Origin of the sequence: Variovorax frigidus (assembly GCF_051216515.1) — a bacterium.
Taxonomy (GTDB): Bacteria; Pseudomonadota; Gammaproteobacteria; order Burkholderiales; family Burkholderiaceae_C; genus Variovorax.
In genome coordinates this window covers 928,645-947,534 of record NZ_JBPJZF010000001.1, presented here as the reverse complement: position 1 = coordinate 947,534, position 18,890 = coordinate 928,645, and the positions used below count along the sequence as shown (strand labels likewise).

Below are 18,890 nucleotides of genomic sequence, written 5' to 3'. Positions count from 1 at the left end.
GGTCTTGCTTTCGATCAGCCCTGGGCCGACGCGGTGCCGGCCAGCTCGGCCGCGCAGGGGAAATGCTGGCCGTCGACGTCGAGCGAGCGCGCCGCCTGCACCGCGCGCAGCGTGGCGCGCGCCACCACTTCGGCGGCCATCGCGCTGAGCACCGTCATGCCGGGCGCATCGCCTTCGAGCGGCACGCGACAGGTGGCGAGCGCGAACAAGGTGTCGCCGTCGCTCATGGTGTGGACCGGGTTGATGCTGCGCGCCAGCCCGTCGTGCGAGACCATGGCGAGGCGGTTGGCCTGCACCTTGGTCAGCACCGCGTCGGTGGCGATCACGCCGATGGTGGTGTTGGTGCCGGCCAGGAGCGGCTTGGGCGCCTCGCCGCGCATCAGCGCACGCCGGATGTCGAGCAGCGAGCGGCCATCGACCGTGCGCGCGCCCGCCACCACCTGCGCGGTGTCGGGGTCGATCACGTCGCCCAGCGCGTTGCAGGCGATCAGCGCACCCACGGTGACGCCGCCGACCGTGACCGAGGCACAGCCGATGCCGCCCTTCATCGCGCGGTCGATGCCGAACAGCTTGCCGACCAGCGCGCCGGTGCCCGCACCCACGTTGCCTTCGGCCGGCGCCGTCGTCGATGCGGCCTCGCAGGCCGCGTAGCCCGCGGCGGCGTCGGGGCGGATGCGCGCGTCGCCCACAGGCAGGTCGAACAGCACGGCCGAGGGAATGATCGGCAGCGTGCCGAAGCGCACGTCCATGCCGATGTCGCGCTCTTCCATCCAGCGCATGGCACCGTCGGTGGCGGCCAGGCCCCACGCGCTGCCGCCGGCCAGCATCACGCCATGCACCTGCTGCACCAGATTGCCGGGCGAGAGCAGGTCGGTCTCGCGCGTGCCGGGCGCGGCGCCGCGCACGTCGACGCCACCGACCGCGCCCTCGCGCGTGAGGATGATCGTGCAACCGGTGGGCCGGCGCGGGTCGCTGAAATGGCCGACTTCGATGCCGGAGACGTCGGTGATCGAACCGGCCGAGGGAGGAAGAAAGGAGGAGGGTGCGGACATGGCGGCCGATTATGGGACCGTGCCTCTACGATAGGCCCATGACAGTTGAAGCAAATGGTGTCGCCTCGCACGGTGGCTCAAGGCGCCACGTGGTGGTGATCGGCGCGGGCGCGGTCGGCAGCGCCACCGCCATCGAGGCCCTGCGCGCGGGGCTGCGTGTGACCGTCGTTGAGCCCGAGGCGCCCGGCAGCCGGCATGCCGCGAGCTACGGCAATGCGGGCTGGTTGTCGTCCCACTCGGTGGTGCCGCCCGCATTGCCGGGCGCCTGGCGCAAGGTGCCGGGCTGGCTGGCCGATCCGCTGGGGCCGCTCGCGCTGCGCTGGCGCTACCTGCCACAGGCGCTGCCCTGGCTGCTGCGCTACCTGGCCTCGGGCTGGACCGAGGCGCGCGTGCAGCGCACGGCCGAGGCACTGCGAACCCTGCTCGTCGATGCGCCCGCGCTGCATGCGACGCTGGCGGCCGAGGCCGGCGTGCCGCAGCTGGTCGAGCAGCGCGGCCTGCTGCATGCCTACCGCTCGCGCGCGGAGTTCGAGGGCGATGCGCTGGGTTGGCGCGTGCGGTCGCGGGTCGGCGTGCGCTGGGAGGAGTGGTCCGCCGAGGAACTGCATCGCCGCGAACCGGACCTCGATGCGCGCTACACGCTCGGCATCTTCGTGCCCGAAGCCGGCCATTGCCGCGATCCGGGCGCCTACGTGGCCGCGCTGGCGCGGCACGCGGCCGCAAAGGGTGCGCGCCGCGTGGTGTCGCGCGCCACGGGTTTCCGCATCGAGGGCGGCCGCCTGCGCGCGGTGCACACCGAGGGCGGCGACATCGCCTGCGATGCGGCCGTGATCTGCGCGGGTGCGTATTCGCGCCCGCTGGCGGCGGCTGCGGGCTCGCCGGTGCCGCTCGACACCGAGCGCGGCTACCACGTGGTGATCGAAGGCGCGACCGTGGGGCCGCGCACGCCCGTGATGGTGGCCGACGGCAAGCTGATCGCGCACTGGATGGACGGCGGCCTGCGCGCCGCGGGCCAGGTCGAGATCGGCGGGCTGGACGCCGCGCCCGACTGGCGTCGCGCGGAGATCCTTCGGCGCCATCTGCGATCGATGTTCCCGGCGTTGGCCGAGGGCGATGCAGCGACCGTCAAGCAGTGGCTCGGCCGCCGTCCCAGCATGCCCGACGGCCTGCCCTGCATCGGCCCTGCGGCGGCCAGCGCCGACGTGGTGCTGGCCTTTGGCCACGGCCACGTGGGCCTGGGCGGATCGGCACGCACCGGGCGGCTGGTGGCGCAACTGCTTGCGGGCCTGGTGCCCGAGACGCCGCTGGCACCTTTCGATCCCAAGCGCTTCGGTTGAGGTCGTCCGCGCTCAGCGCAGCGGCTCGATCGACAGCACGGTGAGCGCGCCCTCGATCTTGTCGGCGGTGAAGCGCACCTTGTCGCCTTCCTTGACCTGCGCCAGCAGCGCCGGGTCGCGCACGCGGAACACCATGGTCATCGGGCTCATCTCGATGTTCTGGATCTCCTGGTGCCGCAGCGTGATCTTCTGCGCCTGGGGATCGACCTTGCGCACCTCGCCCTCGACCGCGGGCAGTGCGCCCTGCGCGAAGACGCCGACCGTCACGGTGGCCAGCATGGCGGCCAGCGCCGCATTCCATTGCTTCTTCATGTGTTCGTCCTTGGGTTGTTTCAGCGATAGCTCTGGTAGACGCGTGTGCTGCCGTCGGCGAGCACCAGCAGCACATCGTAGGCGTCGCGCTGGTCGCCATAGGCCGGGCCGTCCATGCCCGGCGAGCCGACTGGCATGCCGGGCACCGCGAGGCCGACGGCCTTGGGTTTTTCCTTGAGCAGCCGAAGCACCTCGCGCGCCGGCACATGGCCTTCGATGGCATAGCCGCCGACCCGGCCGGTGTGGCACGAGCCCAGCTTGGCCGGGATGCCCAGCCGGGCGCGGGCGGCGTTGTTGCCTTCGTCGTGCACGCGCGTGGCCAGGCCGTTCTTGTTCAGGTGCAGCACCCAGTCCTGGCAGCAGCCGCAGTTCGGGTCCTTCCAGATCTCGACCATGGGCGCGGCCGCCAGCGCGGCCAGCGGCAGCGTGGCGGTGGCGGCCAGCGTCAGCAGCGGGGCCGCGCGCTTGAGCAGTGTGCGTCGTTGCATCTCTTTTTCCTTGCGTTCGTGTTTGGGTTTCAGGATTTGGCCTTGGCGGCCAGCACGCGGATGCGGCCGGCCATGCCCAATTCATAGTGGTCGTCGACCAGACATGCAAAGTCGAAATCGCCGGCGCGGTTGAAGGTCCAGATCATCGCGCCGGTCCGGCCCGCGGGCACGTGCACCATCCAGGGATCGTCGTGCTCCATGCCCGGGAATTTCCTCATCATGGCGGCGTGCGCCTCGATCTCGGCCTTGGTGCCCAGCACGAGCTCGTGCAGTTCCTTGCCGCGGTTTTTCAACTGGAGCCGGACCGTCTCGCCCTCGCGCACCTCGATCACCGAGGGCGTGAACGTCATGTCGTCGGCCATCGCGATGTCGATGGTGCGGGTCACCGCGCGGGCGTCGCCCGCGATGCCCCAGGGCTTCTGCTCGGGCGCGAGGGTGGCCGCGCCTTGGGTCTTGGCACCGTGGTTCTCGTGGGCCATCGTGGTGCCGGTGGAAGCCGCAAGCACGAGGCCGGCGGCGAGGGATGCGAATGTCTTGTTCATGGTGACGTGAATTTCGTGAAGGGTTTCAGTGGTCGTGCGCGCCATGGCCCGAAGGCTTGCGCACCGTGGCGTCCGGCGTGCCCGCGGCCGGGGTTGCCTGCGTGGGTGGGGGTGCATCGCCGTTCGACACTTCGCGTGCCACGGTGCCGGGCGGGTGCCTGAACCAGCCCGGGTCGCTGTAGTCGCCGGGCTTCTGGTCGCGCCGCACCTTGAGCAGCGTGAACATGCCGCCCATCTCGGCCGCGCCGAAGGGGCCGCTGCCCGTCATCATGGGCACCGTGTTGTCGGGGATGGGCATCTCCATCGCGCCCATGTCGGCCATGCCCTTGTCGCCCATCACCATGTAGTCGGGCACGAGCTTCCTGATCTTCTCGGCCACGCCTTTGTGATCGACGCCGATCATGGTCGGCACCTCGTGGCCCATCGGTCCCATCGTGTGGTGGCTCTTGTGGCAATGCAGCGCCCAGTCGCCTTCTTCGTCGGCGATGAACTCCATCTGCCGCATCTGGCCCACGGCCACGTCGACCGACACCTCGGGCCAGCGCGCGCTCCTGGGCACCGGGCCGCCGTCGGTGCCCGTGACCTCGAACTCGTGGCCGTGGATGTGGACCGGGTGGTTGGTCATCGTGAGGTTGCCCACGCGGATGCGCACGCGGTCGCCCTTGCGCACGTTGAGCGTGTCGATGGCCGGGAACACACGGCTGTTGAAGCTCCAGATGTTGAAGTCGGTCATGGTGTTGACCTTGGGCGTGGCCGCGCCGGGCTCGACGTCGAAGCTGCCCAGCAGGAAGCAGAAGTCGCGCTGCACCGGCGCGATCAGCGGATGCCGCGCCTTCGGGTGCGTGACCCAGAAGCCCATCATCCCCATCGCCATCTGCACCATTTCGTCGGCGTGCGGGTGGTACATGAAGGTGCCGGGCCGGCGCGCGGTGAATTCGTAGACGAAGGTCTTGCCCGGCGGGATGTGCGGCTGCGTGATGCCGCCGACACCGTCCATGCCGTTGGGCAGGCGCTGGCCGTGCCAGTGCACCGTGGTGTGCTCGGGCAGGCGGTTGGTCACGAAGATGCGCACGCGGTCGCCCTCGACCACCTCGATGGTCGGGCCCGGCGACTGGCCGTTGTAGCCCCACATGTTGACCTTGAAGCCCGGTGCCATCTCGCGCACCACGGGCTCGGCCACCAGATGGAATTCCTTGATGCCGGCGTTCATGCGCCAGGGCAGCGTCCAGCCGTTGAGTGTGACGACCGGGTCGTAGGGGCGGCCGTCGGGCGGCAGCAGCGGCGCGGCGGTGGCGGTCGAGGCTTGCGTGTGCGCTTCGGGCAGCGCGGCCAGCGCGGCGCGGCTCACGCCGGCCGCGGCGATGGCCGTGGCGGCGCCGGTGAAGAAGTGTCGGCGGTCCATCAGTGGGCTCCTGCGGTGGAAGGGGCGGCGGCGCTGTCGCCTGGTGTTTGCAGCGCGTTCACGCCGGCCGGCGAACTGCCGGTGAGCGCGAACTGCAGGTCGGTGTCGGCCAGCCAGAAGTCGCGCTGGGCGTCCATCGCGGCATTGACGGCCAGCATGCTGGCGCGGGTCTCGGCCAGCAGCTCCCACACGCTGGAGAGCATGCCGTTGTAGCGCAGCACCATCTGCGCGTTGACCTGCTGGCGCAGCGGCAGCACCTCGGTCCGGTAGCGCTGCGCGATGTCCCAGGCGCTGCGCCAGCCGCCGTAGGCTTCGCGCGCCTCGCTCGCGGCCTGCAGGCCGGTGGCGCGCACGCGGGCCGCCGATTGCCGATAGAGCGCCTCGGCGCGCGCGCTGCGCGCCTGGCCCCAGTCGAACAGCGGGATCGGCAGCGAGAGTTCGACACCGCGCTGCGTGCGACGGCTGCCGTCGGCGTCGTTTTCGAAGGTGGTGTTGCGCACACCGCCGATCTCCAGTGCATCGACGAAGCGGGTCGCATGGGTCAGGCCCAGCGAATCGGCGGTGGCTGCGGTCTGGGCCTGGGCGGCGCGCACGTCGAGCCGGTCGCGCAGCGCGCTGGCCTGCACGTCGGCGAGCGCGGGCATCGACACGGGCAGGGGCGGCAGGCGATCGGGCAGGCGGTAGCCGGCCTGCGCCGCGCTCAATCCCAGCAGGCGCGTGAGCTGCTCGCGCGTCGACAGCGCGGCCTGCTCGGCGCGCGCCAATTGGGCCGCCGCATCGGCATGCAGCAGCTGTTCGCGCGTGCGCTGCAGCGCGCTCCAGTTGCCGACCTTCGCCATGCGCTCGGCCAGTTCGGCACCGGCCTCGGCGGCCGCCTTCACGTCGCGCAGGTAGACCACGGCCTGCTGCGCGGCCACCGCGCGCACCCAGGCGCGGCGCGTGTCGGCCGCCAGTTGCAGCACGCTCTGCGCGGCCTGCAGCTTGGCGACCTCGTGGCGCTGGCCGGCCCAGCGTGCCTGCCAGGGCAGGGTGAGCAGGCCCAGCACGTTGAAGCCGATCGCGCGTTCGAGTTCGAGCTCGCGGCCTTCGCGCAGCCGGCCGAAGGCGAAGACGGGGTTGGGCAGCGAGGCGGCCTGCACGCGGTCGGCGTCGCTGAGCTGCAGGGTGGCGAAGGCCTCCTGCATGCGCGGTCCGTTGGCCAGCGCGATGCGCACGGCGGCCTGCGCATCGAGCGGTTCGGCGAGCAGCGCGTCGATGGCCCGGTGGCTGGCCGCGTCGGGCGCGGCGCGCGGCGTGGCGCCGCCGAGGATGGCGTTGCCGCCGACCAGCGCCTGCACGTCGCGCTCGCCGCCGTCGGGCGCGAGGCTGGCACAGCCGGCCAGGCCGAGCGCGGCGGCGAGGGTCAGGGCACGGGGAACAAAAAAGGAAGCGGGCGTCGAGCCGCGCTCAGGAACGCGCGGCGCAGCCCGCAAGGGGCGATGACAAAGGAACACGGTGGATCTCCACAAGCGAGGAAACGGCCGCATGCGCCCCTGAAAAGGGACACGGCGGACGGACTGCGGGCAGGGAGATCAGGAAATGGGCGGCTTGAAGCCCTGGCCGGCATCCGCGCTGGCGAACAGCACGGGCTCGGCGGCCGGCGCGTGGCGCGGCGCCTCCGCCGGCATCGGTACCTCGGGCCAGGCCGTCACGGCGACGGAATGGCAGAACTGGCAGGTGTCGCAGGTGGCATGGCCTGCGTGCTGGGTTGGCGCATCGCCGTGGTCCATCGCATGGTCCGCGTCGGCGGAGGCATGCGCCATGTGCATCGCATGCCCCTCATTCGCCATCCCGTGCGTCGCCTGTGCCCCGGCGACCTGCTGCGCAGGCGCCATCATCATGGCGTCGCCCATCCAGCCGCGCAGGGGCAGCAGGACGATGGCGAGGAGGAGCACGAGGATGCGCATGAAGCCGATTCTAAAGTCGCGTGCGCAGCAACCTCAACCCATTCCCCACCACCAGCAGGCTTGCCCCCATGTCGGCGAACACGGCCATCCACATGGTGGCGCTGCCGAACACCGCCAGCGCGAAGAACACGAGCTTGATGCCCAGCGCCAGCGCGATGTTCTGCCACAGCACCGCGTGCGTGCGGCGCGACAGCCGGATGGTCTCGGCGATGCGGCCCAGGTCGTCATTCATGATGACCACGTCGGCGGTCTCCATCGCGATGTCGGTGCCGGCGGCGCCCATCGCGAAGCCGATGTCGGCCTGGGCCAGGGCGGGCGCGTCGTTGATGCCGTCGCCGGTCATGCCGGTCGCGCCGTAGCGCTGCTGCATCTCGCGCACCGCGCCGAGCTTGTCTTCGGGCAGCAGGCTGCCGCGCGCGTCGGCGATGCCGGCCTCGCGGGCCACGGCCTGTGCGGTGGCCTCGTTGTCGCCGGTGAGCATCACCGGCGTGACGCCCAGCGCCAGCAGCGCGGCCACGGCGTCGCGCGAGCCGGGCTTGACCGTGTCGGCCACCGCGAACACGCCCAGCACGGCGCGCTCGTCGGCCAGCAGTGTGACGGTGCGGCCCTGCTGTTCGTGCACCGCGAGCGCGGCTTCGAGTTCGGGGCTGCAGAGCCCGCGTTCCTCGATGAGCCGGTGGTTGCCCAGCACCAGCGCGCGGCCGCCGATGCGGCCTTCGGTGCCACGGCCGACCAGCGCGCGGAAGTCCTCGACCGAGGCGTGCGTGCCTTCGAGGCCGGCCGCGAGCGCCTTGGACACCGGATGGTCGGAGCGACCGGCCAGGCTGGCCGCGGCCTCGCGCACCTGTGCCTTGTCGGCCGTGCCCCAGGCCTGCCAGTCGACCAGCTTCGGCTTGCCTTCGGTCAGCGTGCCGGTCTTGTCGAGCGCGACGGCGCGCAGCTTGCGCGCGGCCTCGAGGTGCGTGCCGCCCTTGATCAGGATGCCGCGGCGCGCGGCCGCCGTGAGGCCGCTCACCACCGTGACCGGCGTCGAGATCACCAGCGCGCAGGGGCAGGCGATGACCAGCAGCACCAGGGCCTTGTAGATCGCGTCAAGCCACAGCCAGTCGAGCAGCAGCGGCGGCAGCACGGCCACCGCGATGGCGAGCACGAACACGGTGGGCGTGTAGACCGCGGCGAAGCGTTCGACGAAGCGCTGGGTCGGCGCGCGCGAGGCCTGCGCCTGCTCGACCGATTCGATGATGCGGTCGAGCGTGGTCTGACCCGCGATGGCGGTCACGCGCACCTGCAGTTCGCCGCTCTGGTTGACGGTGGCGGCGAAGACCGTGTCGCCCACGGCCTTGTCGACCGGGATGCTCTCACCCGTGACGCTGGCCTGGTCGATGGCGCTGGCGCCGGCCGTGACCACGCCGTCGAGCGGCACGCGCTCGCCCGGGCGGATGCGCACCACCGCATCGAGCGCGACCTCGCGCGCGGCCACGCGGCGCCAGCTGCCGTCGGCCTCGCGCACCTCGGCCTCGTCGGGGGCCAGCGCCATCAGGCCGCCGATGGCGTTGCGCGCCCGGTCGGCCGCCTTGTGTTCGATGAGCTCGGCCAGCGCATAGAGCGCCATCACCATCGCAGCCTCGGGCCATTGGCCGATCAGGAAGGCGCCGGTCACGGCGACCGCCATCAGGGCGTCGATGCCCAGCTTGCCGCGCAGCAGCGACTTCATGCCGCTGCGGTAGATGCCGGTGCCGGCCAGCGCGATCGCCATGGCCGCCAGCGCCATGCCGGCGATGCGCCAGGCCGTGGTCTCGGGCAGCAGCAGGTGGCTGAGCTCGGCCGCCAGGGCCACGACCAGCGCCGCGGCGATGCGCTGCCAGCCCGGCAGCGGGCCGTGGTCGTGGCCGTCGCCTTCCTCTGCGTGGGCATGGTCGTGATCGTGCGCGTGGCCATGGCCCGCGTGCGCGCCGGTCGCCGCATGGACGTGGGGCTTGTCGCGCGGGCGCAGGCGCACCGGCGCGCCGCAGCAGGCGTCGTCGGCGCAGCCGGAGGTCGGGGCGATCGCCGGGGTCACGGGCGTCGTGGCGGAAGAGGGTGGATTCAAGGCCATCGAAGGGTCGCTTCCTGTGTTTTTCGAAGATGTGCCACGATTGGAAAGGTTGAAGTCACTTGAAGGTCAAGCCATGTCCGATCCAAAGCCGCACGCCACCCAGGGTTACCGCATCGGCGAGGCCGCCGCGGCCAGCGGCGTGAGCGCCGCCAACATCCGTTATTACGAGAAGCAGGGCCTGATCGCGCCGCCCGGCCGGGGCGACAACAGCTACCGCTTCTACAGCGATGCCGACGTGCATGCCTTGCGCTTCGTCAGGCTGTGCCGCGCGATGGACATGTCACTCGACGAGGTGCGCACCTTGCTGGGCCTCGACCTGCGCAGCAAGGCCGATTGCGACGCGGCCTGTGTCGCGCTCGACGCCCACCTGGGCCATGTGCGAGAGCGCCTGAACGAACTGCGTGCGCTGGAGAAAGACCTGCTCGCGCTGCGCAACAGCTGCGACGGCAGCGATGCGCAGTGCCACATCATCGAGTCGCTGCACGAGCGTGCCGATGCGCAGCCGCAGCAGGGCGAGCGTGGCACGTCGGCCACGCGACATGTCTAGTTGATCGGCCCTGTCGGCAAAGGCATCGGCAAGCCCTGCGCCCGCACCGCCGTGCGCAGCAGATCCGGGTAGTCGCTGATCAGGCCATCGACGCCCATGTCGAGCAGGGCCTTGATGTCCGCGGGCTTGTTGACGGTCCAGGGCACGACCTTCAGGCCCAGGGCCTGCGCTTCCTTGACGGCCGCAGGTGTCACGTCGTTGCCGGCCGGCGACCACAGCACCGGCGCCGCGCCGTCGCCGGCCGCGGCCTTGACCAGCTTCGGCGTGGAGCCGAAATCGGCGGCGTTGAGGCCGGCAGTCCAGCGCGGGTCCTTCAAGGTGCGCGCGGTCGTGAGGTAGGCCCGCGGCATCGACGGCGCGAGTTTCCCCACCAAGGCCAGCGTGCGCCAGTCGAAGCTCTGGAGGGTCACGCGATCGGCCATGCCGGCCTTGTCGATCTCGGCCAGCAGCGCGCGCACCATCGCCTCGGGCGAGGCGCTGCTGTCGGGTTGCGTGGGGTCGATCTTGGTCTCGATGTTGAAGCGCACCGCATGTGCGCGGCGCGCCTGCACCAGCGCGAACACCGCGGCCAGCGTCGGGATGCGTTCGCCGTCGTGGGCCGTCTGGCTGGCGAACTGCTCGGCGTACTTGCTGCCGGGCTGGAGCCGGCCCACGTCATAGGCCTGCAATTGCGCCAGCGTGAGCGAATGGACCAGCGGCCCGGCCGCGGGCAGCCAGGCACCGTTCGCATCGCGCGTGTGCGCCGGATTGAGCGCCATGTCGTGCGACACCACGACCACGCCGTCGGCCGTGAGTCCGATGTCGAGCTCGAGCGTGCTCACGCCCAGCGTCACGGCCTGGTCGAAGGCATGCAGCGTGTTCTCGGGCCAGAGCCCGCGGCCGCCGCGGTGCGCCTGGATGTCGAAGGCCTGGGCGGCGAATGTCGCGAGGGCCAGCAGCATGGCGCCAATCCGTCGGTATGTGTTCTTCATAGCAGGGCCACCTTGATATCGTCTCGTTGCACCGTGATGTCACCGATCTGGTAGGTCTTGCGGCCCACGGTCAGTTCCTCGGGCTTGAAGGTGCGCAGCGGGTAGTCGCGCAGCAGCTCCTGCGCCACCAGCCCGCCGATCTTCTGCAGCCGCTCGCCGTCGCGGCCGTCCAGGCCCTGCAGCACGATGCGCTCGGCACGCGGTTCGTGCAGGCGCAGCGCGAGCGCGGCCACGTCGTACTTCAATGCGCTGCTGACCGACACCATGCCCTCGACGCTCGAGGGCTGCAGCAGCGGGCTGCCGATGGTCATGTTCGCGCTGATGCTGGCGCGGTTGGTGGCGGGGTCGAGCGTGAGTTGCGGATCGCGCAGGCTGACCGAGAACAGCTCGGCATAGCGCTGGCGCACCGGGAATCGCTTGGCGATCTGCGCCTGCAGTTCGTCGCGACCGATGGTGTATTCGCTGGTGAAGAAGTTGAAGCCGGCCAATGCGGCGAGCGGCGCCTGAAGAGCCGTGGCGCCCAGCAGCGCTCGCAGCAACCGACGGCGGGAGGTGGTGGGGGATGGGGTGCGAAGGCTCATACCATGCCGAGCTTGCCACAGCCGCAAAGGTTCCCGCCAGCCTCCCCCGGTTGCTTCAGAGTTGCCGGCGGTGGGCGTAGCGCACCACAGTCACGCCCAGTTTGGCCTGGCGCGTCGAGGGCATCACGAGCACGCAGTCGTCGTACGGCGTGACGACCGGTTCGCCGTCGTTCCAGCCGATCACGGTGCCCGCGTGGGCAATCACTTCCAGGCCGGTGAAGGGCTGGGCAAAGCGGAAATCTTCGCTGCGCGCCACCACAGGTCCGGTCACGTCCAGCGCCCATTGGCGCGGCGCGTCGGGCTGCAGCCAGCCCGGCAGCTGCCGGGCAATGGCCGCATCGTTCAGTGTGCCGGCGGCCCGCAGGAAGCGCGCGCACTGGTCCTGCGCCACGGTGCGGCTGGCCGGGTCGCCGTGAAAGCCGCATTCGACCAGCAGCGCCAGGGCATCGCTCTGTTCGTTGGCGTCGGGCGCGCTGAAGCGGCCGAAGTCGCGCATGCGCACGCCGTCCTTGTGGCCCGCGTCGATGACCACGTGTTCCGGGCTGCGCATCGCCTGCGCCAGCAAGAGGTTGCGCGGCTGGATGCCGGTGAGCGTGAGCGGCGCCGAGGGCTCGTGCATCGAATGCAGGTCGAGCAGCCAGTCGGCCTGCGCCACATACGGCTGCAGCGTGGCAGCGCGGCGCCGCTCCCGCGTGGTGCCGGCGGCCAGCCGCTCGGGCGCCCATTGGCGGTTGAGGTCTTCGTCGACGAAGCGCGAGGCATCGTGGTCGGCCGCATCGAAGCGGTCGAAGGCCTCGAGGTTGCAGAACGCCAGCGTGAGCCGGCCGCGCTGCGGGCGCACGCCGGCTTCGAGCAGGCCCTTGAGCGCCCAGGCGCCGCACACCTCGTTGCCGTGCACCAGCGCACTGATCATCACGTGCCGGCCGGGCGCCTCGGCTTCGAAGTGCCAGACGCCTTCGACGCCGGTGTTGCCGGCGCGCCAGGCGGAAAGGTCGGGAGCGGAGAGTTGAAACAAGGCAGATGCAGACACGGACACGCTCATTCCTTGATGTTGGCGAACTGGACGATGGTCTTGTACTTGGCGGTTTCGGTGAGGATGAACTTGTCGATGTCCACGTTCGTCGTCGGTACGACCGAGCTGGTGGCCTCCATCTTCTTGCGGAAATCGGGCGAGCGAAGCGTGTCGTGCAGCGCCGTCTTCAGCTTGGTCAGCACCGGCTCGGGCAGCTTGGCCGGCCCCATCAGCGCGAACCACACACCGATGTCCAGGCTCTTCAGGTTCGGGTTTTCGCTGAGCGCGGGCAGGTCCGGCGTGATGGCCGAGCGCTTGGCTTCGGTGGTGCCCAGCGCCACCATCTTGCCGCTGCGGATGTAGGGCAGCGCACTCGAAAGCACGAACACGCCGAAGTCGATGTTGCCGCCCAGCAGGTCGTTGGTGAGCGGGGCCACGCCGCGGTAGGGCACGTGCGTCATGAAGATACCGCCTTGCTGCTTGAGCATCTCGCCCGCCAGGTGCAGCGAGGTGCCGACGCCGGAACTGCCGTAGCTGTACTTGCCGGGGTTCTTCTTCAACAGTGCGAGAAATTCGCCGGTGTTCTTCACACCGGTGCCCGGGGCCGCCACCAGCACCAGCGGCTGGGAGGCGATCAGGCCAATGGGGGTGAAGTCTTTCGCCTCGTACTTCACGTTGGCGTTGACCAGCTTGCTGATGGCCAGCTCGTTGCTGGCGCCGGCGAGCAGGGTGTAGCCGTCGGGCGCCGCATTGGCGACCTTCTGTGCGCCGATGGCGCCACCGGCGCCGCCCACGTTCTCGATGATCACCGGCACGCCGAGGCGATGGGACAGCTCGACGCCGAGCGCGCGCCCGGTGAGGTCGGTCGAGCCGCCCGGCGGGTAGGCCACCACCAGCGTGATCGGCTTCGAGGGGTAGGCCTGGGCGCTGGCCGGGCCGGACGCGGCCCAGGCAAGGCCGCACAGAGCCACGGCGAGACAGGAAGAAAAAGGACGGGGAAGCCGCATCGTTGCCTCGGAGTTGTAGTAATCCGGGCGATTTTGCGGAGCCTGCCGTTCTTGCGCGGTGCTGTACTGGCACGAAGCCGTGCTGATTGGGTTCCAGAAAGGCCGATTTTGCGTCAGCGCGGCGTCATTGCCCGCCACACGTCCTCGGCCAGCGGACTCAGCCGACGCTTCGGCCGGTACAGCCGGACTTCGAAGCGCACTTCCATGCGCCGTCCGCCCACCGGCACCAGCCGGCCGGTCTTGCAATCGCCCTGCACCATCGACCAGGGCAGCCACGCCACGCCCAGTCCCCGGAGCACGTATTCATAAAGCGCATCGGCCGAATCGCACTCAATGCGGCGCTTCAGGCGCGGGGCCTGCGGGTTGTTGGCCAGCAGGTCTTCGACCAAGCGCCCCATGGCGAGCGTGCGAACGTAAGAAAGAAAAGGCACTTCGCCGGTGCCGTCGAAGCTGTGCACCGCGCGGCCCTGCGCGTCGGCGCGCGACACCGGCACCAGCTTGTCGGACGCCACCGTCACATGGGCGAACTGCCGCCCGTCGAGACGGAAGGTGAGGGCGGCATGGTGAAAGATCAGCGAGAAATCGACCTCGTTGTGCTCCAGCATCCGCACCGTTTCGGCCAGCGCGCCCGTCAGCACGCGCACCTCGCCCTGCTGCAGCACGGGCTGCAGCCGCACCAGCCAGTCGGCCATGACCGTGCGCGCCAGCGTGCGGCCCGTGACCACCGTCACCGTGCGGGCCTGCCGGCCTGCCACGTTGTGTACCTCTTCGCGCGAGCCCTCGACGTTGAGCACCATCTGGCCGGCGTTGTCCAGGAAGCTTTCGCCCGCGGCTGTCAGCACCACGGGCGAGCTGCCACGTTCGATCAACGCCGTGCCGGCCCACGATTCGAGCGCGCGGATGCGCCGCCCGAAAGCCGGATGCGTGACGTGCCGAAGCTCCGCGGCGCGCGTGAAGCTGCGCGTCTGCGCCAGCGCGATGAAGTCCTCCATCCATTTGAATTGCATGGTGCGGGCTAGCGGCCGAGGGAGAGTTCGTAGCGGGCAAAGACGGTGGCCCCTTTTCGGATCTCGCTGTGCAGCGAGAAGCCGAAGCGCTCGTAGAGCGTGCGCAGCGCTGCCCTGTCGGCCACGCAGTCGAGCCGCAGATGCGCCAGGCCCAGGCCCTGGACGTGTTCGCGCGCAAAGCCCAGCAGCGCGGTCGACACCCCGTGCCCGGCCCAATGCCGGCGAACCGCCAGCTTGTGGACGAACGCCGAGCTGCCGTTTTCGATTTCGGGCCAGAAGTACGGGTCTTCCAGATCGATGCGTACCACGCCGGCCACCTCGGCGTTCTTGCGGGCGATGAAGTAGCGTCCCGCGTCGGTGTCGCGCTGCACGCGTTCCAGAGCGGTGTCGGTGGCCGACCACAGCGGCCTGCCGTCGGCGGCAAGCCACTGGGCGGCTTCGGTCAGGACGGCGGCGACGGTTGGCGCGTCGGCGGGTTGGGCTTGTTCGATCTGCATGGAGGCCAAGCATAAGCATCGTCGGCGCAGAGGGCTCCGGCTATGCGTGGCAAACCACCTGAAAGCCTTCTTCCGCCGTCGGCGCAACGAAGTGGCTGGTGATCAGGTCGAACTGCGCATCGCTCGAATCGCGCGCTCACCTACCCGCTTCGGAATGGTGCGAATAATCGACGCGATCTGGAGGCAAGGCATGGGTCGAGGCGCGGGTCGACGCCCTCAGTCATGCAGCGAAGACAGGAACTGCTTGAGTTCCGGCGTCTGCGGATTCGCGAACAGCTCGGCCGGCGGCCCCATCTCGTGCACGCGGCCCTGATGCATGAAGATCACGCGGTCGCCGACCTTGCGCGCGAAGCTCATCTCGTGCGTGACCATCAAGAGCGTCATGCCTTCGTCGGCCAGCGACTCGACCACGCGCAGCACTTCGCCCACGAGTTCGGGGTCGAGCGCCGAGGTGATCTCGTCGCACAGCAGCACGGCCGGCTCCATCGCCAGCGCACGCGCGATGGCCACGCGCTGCTGCTGGCCGCCCGAGAGCTGGTCGGGCATGGCGTCGAACTTCTCGGCCAGGCCCACGCGCGTCAGCAGCTTGCGCGCCTGCGACGCCGTCTCGAGCTGGCTGCGCTTCTTCACCAACGTGGGCGCGAGCATCACGTTCTTGCCTACCGTGAGGTGCGGAAACAGGTTGAAGCCCTGGAAGATCATGCCCACGCGCTGGCGCAACTCGCGCATCGCCATCGCGCTCTCGTGCAGAAGCGGCTTGCCGTCGACGCTGAGCGAGCCCTGCTGGAACACCTCGAGCCCGTTGATGCAACGCAGCAGCGTGCTCTTGCCCGAGCCGCTCTTGCCGATGATGGCGATCACCTCGCCGCGCTTGACCGTGAGGTCGATGCCCTTGAGCACTTCGTTGGTGCCGTAGGACTTGCGCAGCGCCGTGATCTGCACGATGGGCGCGCCCGCCGCCACATGGGCAGCGTGCACGGGGGCTTCAGCGGCGATGGACATGGATCTTCCTTTCGAGGTGCCGGGCATAGAGGCTGATCGGGAAACAGAGGGCGAAGTACATCAGCGCCACGCAGCTGAACACCACGAAGGGCTGGAAGGTGGCGTTGGAGATCATGCTGCCGGCCTTGGTGAGTTCGACGAAGCCGATGACCGAGGCCAGCGCCGTGCCCTTGACCACCTGGACCAGGAAGCCGACCGTCGGGGCGGTCGCGATCTTCACGGCCTGCGGCAGGATCACGTGGCGCATCTGCTCGCCGAAACTGAGCGCGAGACTGCCCGAGGCTTCCCACTGGCCCTTGGGGATCGAGGCCACGCAGCCGCGCCAGATCTCGGTGAGGTAGGCGCTGGTGTAGAGCGTGAGCGCCACCGTGGCCGCGGTCCAGGCCGAGACCTCGATGCCCATCAACGCGATGCCGAAGTAGGCGAGGAACAGCTGCATCAGCAATGGCGTGCCCTGGAACAGTTGCACGTAGGTGCCGATCGCGCGGTCGAGCGCCTTGCCGGCGCGCAGCCGCAGGAAGAGCAGCAGGGCCCCGACCACGCCGCCGCCGACGAAGGCGATCACCGACAGCGCGACGGTCCAGCGCAGCGCCATCAGCAGGTTGCGCAGGATGTCCCAGAGGGAGAAGTCGTTCATGGCTTTTCTCCCGCGTTCAGCGTCCAAAGAACCAGCGCGGGCCGGCCCAGTTGAGCAGGCGGCGTAAGCCGACCGACAGCGCCAGGTACAGCACCGTCGCGACGATGAAGGCCTCGAAGGCGCGGAAGTTGCGGCTCTGGATCAGGTTGGCGGCGTAGCTCAGGTCCTCGACCGAGATCTGGCTGCACACGGCCGACCCCAGCATCACGATGATGATCTGGCTCACCATCGCGGGCCACACCTTCTTGAGTGCCGGCGGCAGCACCACGCGCGTGAACACCTGCACCTTGTCGAGCGCCAGGCTCACGGCCGCCTCGATCTGGCCGCGCGGCGTGGCCTCGATGCCGGCGCGGATGATCTCGGTGGCGTAAGCGCCGAGGTTGGCCACCATCGCGATGACCGCCGCGGTCTCGGGCGTGAGCTTCACCCCGGCAGCCGGCAGGCCGAAGAAGATGAAGAACAGCTGCACGATGAAGGGCGTGTTGCGGATCAGCTCCACGTACGTGCCCACCACCCAGCGCAGCCAGGCCGGCCCGCTGGAACGCGCCCAGGCGCAGGCCACGCCCACCACCATGCCGATCAGCGTGGCGATGGCCGTCAGGCCCACGGTCCAGCCGATGCCCTTGGCCAGCAGCCGCCAGTCGACGAGGACGGCGCCGAAGTCGAATTCCATATCAAAGGCTCCTTGGTGCCAGGCACATCAACAGCAATCGCACTTGTTCTTCAGTCGTGGGACACCGCGGAACCGGCTTCGCCGGGCCGCTGGTGTCGCCCCCTCGAGGGGGAGGCGGCTACACGAAGTGAGCCGCGTCGGGGGTGGGCCTATACAGGCAGGTCGCCGGCGGCCTTGCCGAGCCACTTTTTCGACATGGCATCCAAGGTGCCGTCTTTCTTCGCCGCCGCAATGATCTCGTTGACCTTCGCCTTGAGCGCGGTCTCGTTCTTGGCGATGCCCACGAAGCACGGGCTGTCCTTGAGCAGCAGCTTGAATTCGGCGCTGACCTTGGGGTTCTTGGCCAGCATGTCGCCTGCGACCGCGGCGCTGGTGGCGATGGTCTGCGTCTGGCCGGCCACGAAGGCGGCGATGGTCGCGTTGTTGTCCTCGAAGCGGCGGTAGTCGACGTTGGCCGGCGCGACCTTGTTCAGTTCCTGGTCCTCCATCGCGCCGCGCGTTACGGCCACGGTCTTGCCGGCCATGTCGGCGAAGCTCGTGAGCTTCATGCTCTTGCCTGCGTAGACGGCCTGGAAGAAAGGCGCATAGGCGGCCGAGAAATCGATCACCTTCTCGCGCTCGGCGTTCTTGCCCAGGGTGGAGATCACCAGGTCGGCCTTCCGGGTCTGCAGGTAGGGGATGCGGTTGGCGCTGGTGACGGGCACCAGCTCGACCTTCACGCCCAGTTTCGACGCGATGAGATGGGCCATCTCGACGTCGAGGCCGATCGGCGTCATGGTCCGGTCGACCGAGCCGTAGGGCGGGTAGTCGGTGGGCACGGCGACCTTGAGCGTCTTCGACTTGAGGATGTTGTCCAGCGCGGCCTGGGCCTGCACGGCGCCGGCGGCGAGCAGCGTGGCGGAAGCCAGCGCGAGCACGGCGACGCGTCGCGTCGAGAACGTGGTGGAAAGGAAGGACTTCATAGCAGGGCTCCTAGGTAGGTCGATGAATCGTCGGAAGAGGCGGTGGACGAGGGTGGTGCTGCCTTCTTCTTGCGAGGGCTTGTATGCAAGACGTGTGCCTTGCTCTTGTCGTTCAGTTCGCCGCCCTGAACGGGTGCGAGTGCATCGCGCAGGTGCGCAAGCGGGTCGCTGCGGGCCTGCAGGCGCAGGGCCGACTGCACCGTTCCGATGTGCTCGGCCATCAATGCCTCCGCCTGGGTCGCATCGCCCCGTGCCAGTGCATCGACGATGCGCACATGGTCCGCGCACGATTGCGCGGCATCGTGCGTGGATTGGTAGAGCATCGCGATCAGCGTGGTGCGCGCGGTGAAGTCGCGCAGCGTGTCGGCCAGCAGGCTGTTGCCCAGGCACTCGGCCAGGCAGACGTGGAAGTCGCCCAACAGGAAGCTGCGCGTGCCCACGTCGGTGCCCTGCACGGCCGCCTGCTCGCGCTGCAGGTGCAGCTTGAGCCGGCGCAGCGCGGGCTTCTCGATGCGCCCGGCGCTGCGGATCAGGCCGACCTCGATCACGCGGCGGGCCTCGAATGCCTCGCGCGCTTCGTCCTCGGAGGGCTCGATGACGAACCAGCCGCGGCGCGAGGACACGGTCACGATGCCTCGGGCCGCCAGGCGCGTGAGCGCCTCGCGCACGATGGTGCGGCTGCAGTCGAAGAGCATGGCGAGCTGCTGCTCGCCCAGGCGTGAGCCGGGCGCGAGCTTGCCTGCCATCACCGCTTCGACGATGCGGGCACTGATTTCGGATGCGGAGATGGACATGACCGGGTGCGAGCAGTTTCCGTGCC

Annotated in this window: 21 protein-coding genes; 2 read left to right on the top strand and 19 right to left on the bottom strand. The window is 69.7% G+C overall.

What is annotated here, in order from left to right:
- Positions 1-14 precede the first annotated feature (14 nt).
- On the bottom strand, positions 15-1,052 hold the full coding sequence (locus ACSFBC_RS04490) for a P1 family peptidase (protein WP_435509096.1): 1,038 nt from the start codon (positions 1,050-1,052) through the stop codon (positions 15-17).
- A gap of 38 nt (positions 1,053-1,090) precedes the next feature.
- Here ACSFBC_RS04490 and ACSFBC_RS04485 point away from each other — a divergent pair, with 38 nt between their 5' ends.
- A complete protein-coding gene (locus ACSFBC_RS04485) occupies positions 1,091-2,389 on the top strand; it encodes an NAD(P)/FAD-dependent oxidoreductase (protein ID WP_435509095.1) in 1,299 nt (432 codons plus the stop codon).
- Positions 2,390-2,401: 12 nt separating this feature from the next.
- Here ACSFBC_RS04485 and ACSFBC_RS04480 read toward each other — a convergent pair whose 3' ends face one another.
- From ACSFBC_RS04480 to ACSFBC_RS04450, 7 genes are all read right to left on the bottom strand, one after another.
- Positions 2,402-2,701, bottom strand: coding sequence for a copper-binding protein (locus ACSFBC_RS04480; protein ID WP_435509094.1), 300 nt, complete (start codon positions 2,699-2,701; stop codon positions 2,402-2,404).
- Between the two features lie 20 nt (positions 2,702-2,721).
- Complete coding sequence (locus ACSFBC_RS04475) at positions 2,722-3,189, bottom strand: DUF411 domain-containing protein (RefSeq protein ID WP_435509093.1); 468 nt, start codon at positions 3,187-3,189, stop codon at positions 2,722-2,724.
- Between the two features lie 29 nt (positions 3,190-3,218).
- Positions 3,219-3,731: a cupredoxin domain-containing protein gene (locus tag ACSFBC_RS04470; protein ID WP_435509092.1), complete on the bottom strand. Its 513-nt coding sequence runs from the start codon at positions 3,729-3,731 to the stop codon at positions 3,219-3,221.
- A 25-nt stretch (positions 3,732-3,756) separates the two neighbouring features.
- The gene (locus ACSFBC_RS04465; protein ID WP_435509091.1) at positions 3,757-5,133 is read right to left on the bottom strand and encodes a multicopper oxidase family protein; all 1,377 of its coding nucleotides are present in this window, start codon (positions 5,131-5,133) and stop codon (positions 3,757-3,759) included.
- Positions 5,133-6,626 carry a TolC family protein gene (locus ACSFBC_RS04460; RefSeq protein ID WP_435509090.1) on the bottom strand — a complete coding sequence of 498 codons (1,494 nt, stop codon included), beginning with the start codon at positions 6,624-6,626 and terminating at the stop codon, positions 5,133-5,135. The genes ACSFBC_RS04465 and ACSFBC_RS04460 overlap by 1 nt, the downstream gene beginning before the upstream one ends.
- Before the next feature lie 78 nt (positions 6,627-6,704).
- A complete protein-coding gene (locus ACSFBC_RS04455; protein WP_435509089.1) occupies positions 6,705-7,079 on the bottom strand; it encodes a DUF2946 family protein in 375 nt (124 codons plus the stop codon).
- Positions 7,080-7,089: 10 nt separating this feature from the next.
- On the bottom strand, positions 7,090-9,174 hold the full coding sequence (locus ACSFBC_RS04450; RefSeq protein ID WP_435509088.1) for a heavy metal translocating P-type ATPase: 2,085 nt from the start codon (positions 9,172-9,174) through the stop codon (positions 7,090-7,092).
- Between the two features lie 73 nt (positions 9,175-9,247).
- Between ACSFBC_RS04450 and ACSFBC_RS04445 the strand changes: the two genes are divergently transcribed.
- The gene (locus tag ACSFBC_RS04445) at positions 9,248-9,721 is read left to right on the top strand and encodes a MerR family transcriptional regulator (protein WP_435509087.1); all 474 of its coding nucleotides are present in this window, start codon (positions 9,248-9,250) and stop codon (positions 9,719-9,721) included.
- Here the strand turns inward: ACSFBC_RS04445 and ACSFBC_RS04440 are convergent.
- The 11 genes from ACSFBC_RS04440 to ACSFBC_RS04390 all read right to left on the bottom strand — a co-directional run bounded on the left by ACSFBC_RS04440 (position 9,718) and on the right by ACSFBC_RS04390 (position 18,864).
- The gene (locus ACSFBC_RS04440; RefSeq protein ID WP_435509086.1) at positions 9,718-10,692 is read right to left on the bottom strand and encodes a glycerophosphodiester phosphodiesterase; all 975 of its coding nucleotides are present in this window, start codon (positions 10,690-10,692) and stop codon (positions 9,718-9,720) included. The two genes, ACSFBC_RS04445 and ACSFBC_RS04440, sit on opposite strands and share 4 nt — an antisense overlap.
- The gene (locus tag ACSFBC_RS04435) at positions 10,689-11,273 is read right to left on the bottom strand and encodes a DUF1439 domain-containing protein (RefSeq protein WP_435509085.1); all 585 of its coding nucleotides are present in this window, start codon (positions 11,271-11,273) and stop codon (positions 10,689-10,691) included. The genes ACSFBC_RS04440 and ACSFBC_RS04435 overlap by 4 nt, the downstream gene beginning before the upstream one ends.
- 55 nt (positions 11,274-11,328) lie before the next feature.
- Positions 11,329-12,303, bottom strand: coding sequence for a M14 family metallopeptidase (locus ACSFBC_RS04430; protein ID WP_435509084.1), 975 nt, complete (start codon positions 12,301-12,303; stop codon positions 11,329-11,331).
- 8 nt (positions 12,304-12,311) lie between these two features.
- Positions 12,312-13,292, bottom strand: a complete 981-nt coding sequence (locus tag ACSFBC_RS04425) for a Bug family tripartite tricarboxylate transporter substrate binding protein (protein WP_435509083.1) — start codon at positions 13,290-13,292, stop codon at positions 12,312-12,314.
- 113 nt (positions 13,293-13,405) lie between these two features.
- Positions 13,406-14,299 carry a LysR family transcriptional regulator gene (locus ACSFBC_RS04420; protein WP_435509082.1) on the bottom strand — a complete coding sequence of 298 codons (894 nt, stop codon included), beginning with the start codon at positions 14,297-14,299 and terminating at the stop codon, positions 13,406-13,408.
- A gap of 8 nt (positions 14,300-14,307) precedes the next feature.
- Positions 14,308-14,796 carry a GNAT family N-acetyltransferase gene (locus ACSFBC_RS04415; RefSeq protein WP_435509081.1) on the bottom strand — a complete coding sequence of 163 codons (489 nt, stop codon included), beginning with the start codon at positions 14,794-14,796 and terminating at the stop codon, positions 14,308-14,310.
- 216 nt (positions 14,797-15,012) lie between these two features.
- Positions 15,013-15,798, bottom strand: coding sequence for an amino acid ABC transporter ATP-binding protein (locus tag ACSFBC_RS04410; protein WP_435509080.1), 786 nt, complete (start codon positions 15,796-15,798; stop codon positions 15,013-15,015).
- Positions 15,782-16,435, bottom strand: coding sequence for an amino acid ABC transporter permease (locus ACSFBC_RS04405; protein WP_435509079.1), 654 nt, complete (start codon positions 16,433-16,435; stop codon positions 15,782-15,784). The genes ACSFBC_RS04410 and ACSFBC_RS04405 overlap by 17 nt, the downstream gene beginning before the upstream one ends.
- Positions 16,436-16,451: 16 nt before the next feature.
- Positions 16,452-17,108 carry an amino acid ABC transporter permease gene (locus tag ACSFBC_RS04400; RefSeq protein WP_435509078.1) on the bottom strand — a complete coding sequence of 219 codons (657 nt, stop codon included), beginning with the start codon at positions 17,106-17,108 and terminating at the stop codon, positions 16,452-16,454.
- Positions 17,109-17,257: 149 nt separating this feature from the next.
- The gene (locus tag ACSFBC_RS04395; protein WP_435509077.1) at positions 17,258-18,070 is read right to left on the bottom strand and encodes a transporter substrate-binding domain-containing protein; all 813 of its coding nucleotides are present in this window, start codon (positions 18,068-18,070) and stop codon (positions 17,258-17,260) included.
- A complete protein-coding gene (locus tag ACSFBC_RS04390; RefSeq protein ID WP_435509076.1) occupies positions 18,067-18,864 on the bottom strand; it encodes a GntR family transcriptional regulator in 798 nt (265 codons plus the stop codon). The genes ACSFBC_RS04395 and ACSFBC_RS04390 overlap by 4 nt, the downstream gene beginning before the upstream one ends.
- Positions 18,865-18,890 lie beyond the last annotated feature (26 nt).

Bases quoted from the DNA above. Each gene is read 5' to 3' on its own strand.
- ACSFBC_RS04490 (WP_435509096.1), bottom strand. From the start codon at position 1,052: ATGTCCGCACCCTCCTCCTTTCTTCCTCCCTCGGCCGGTTCGATCACC.
- ACSFBC_RS04485 (WP_435509095.1), top strand. From the start codon at position 1,091: ATGACAGTTGAAGCAAATGGTGTCGCCTCGCACGGTGGCTCAAGGCGC.
- ACSFBC_RS04480 (WP_435509094.1), bottom strand. From the start codon at position 2,701: ATGAAGAAGCAATGGAATGCGGCGCTGGCCGCCATGCTGGCCACCGTG.
- ACSFBC_RS04475 (WP_435509093.1), bottom strand. From the start codon at position 3,189: ATGCAACGACGCACACTGCTCAAGCGCGCGGCCCCGCTGCTGACGCTG.
- ACSFBC_RS04470 (WP_435509092.1), bottom strand. From the start codon at position 3,731: ATGAACAAGACATTCGCATCCCTCGCCGCCGGCCTCGTGCTTGCGGCT.
- ACSFBC_RS04465 (WP_435509091.1), bottom strand. From the start codon at position 5,133: ATGGACCGCCGACACTTCTTCACCGGCGCCGCCACGGCCATCGCCGCG.
- ACSFBC_RS04455 (WP_435509089.1), bottom strand. From the start codon at position 7,079: ATGCGCATCCTCGTGCTCCTCCTCGCCATCGTCCTGCTGCCCCTGCGC.
- ACSFBC_RS04450 (WP_435509088.1), bottom strand. From the start codon at position 9,174: ATGGCCTTGAATCCACCCTCTTCCGCCACGACGCCCGTGACCCCGGCG.
- ACSFBC_RS04445 (WP_435509087.1), top strand. From the start codon at position 9,248: ATGTCCGATCCAAAGCCGCACGCCACCCAGGGTTACCGCATCGGCGAG.
- ACSFBC_RS04440 (WP_435509086.1), bottom strand. From the start codon at position 10,692: ATGAAGAACACATACCGACGGATTGGCGCCATGCTGCTGGCCCTCGCG.
- ACSFBC_RS04435 (WP_435509085.1), bottom strand. From the start codon at position 11,273: ATGAGCCTTCGCACCCCATCCCCCACCACCTCCCGCCGTCGGTTGCTG.
- ACSFBC_RS04425 (WP_435509083.1), bottom strand. From the start codon at position 13,292: ATGCGGCTTCCCCGTCCTTTTTCTTCCTGTCTCGCCGTGGCTCTGTGC.
- ACSFBC_RS04420 (WP_435509082.1), bottom strand. From the start codon at position 14,299: ATGCAATTCAAATGGATGGAGGACTTCATCGCGCTGGCGCAGACGCGC.
- ACSFBC_RS04415 (WP_435509081.1), bottom strand. From the start codon at position 14,796: ATGCAGATCGAACAAGCCCAACCCGCCGACGCGCCAACCGTCGCCGCC.
- ACSFBC_RS04410 (WP_435509080.1), bottom strand. From the start codon at position 15,798: ATGTCCATCGCCGCTGAAGCCCCCGTGCACGCTGCCCATGTGGCGGCG.
- ACSFBC_RS04405 (WP_435509079.1), bottom strand. From the start codon at position 16,435: ATGAACGACTTCTCCCTCTGGGACATCCTGCGCAACCTGCTGATGGCG.
- ACSFBC_RS04400 (WP_435509078.1), bottom strand. From the start codon at position 17,108: ATGGAATTCGACTTCGGCGCCGTCCTCGTCGACTGGCGGCTGCTGGCC.
- ACSFBC_RS04395 (WP_435509077.1), bottom strand. From the start codon at position 18,070: ATGAAGTCCTTCCTTTCCACCACGTTCTCGACGCGACGCGTCGCCGTG.
- ACSFBC_RS04390 (WP_435509076.1), bottom strand. From the start codon at position 18,864: ATGTCCATCTCCGCATCCGAAATCAGTGCCCGCATCGTCGAAGCGGTG.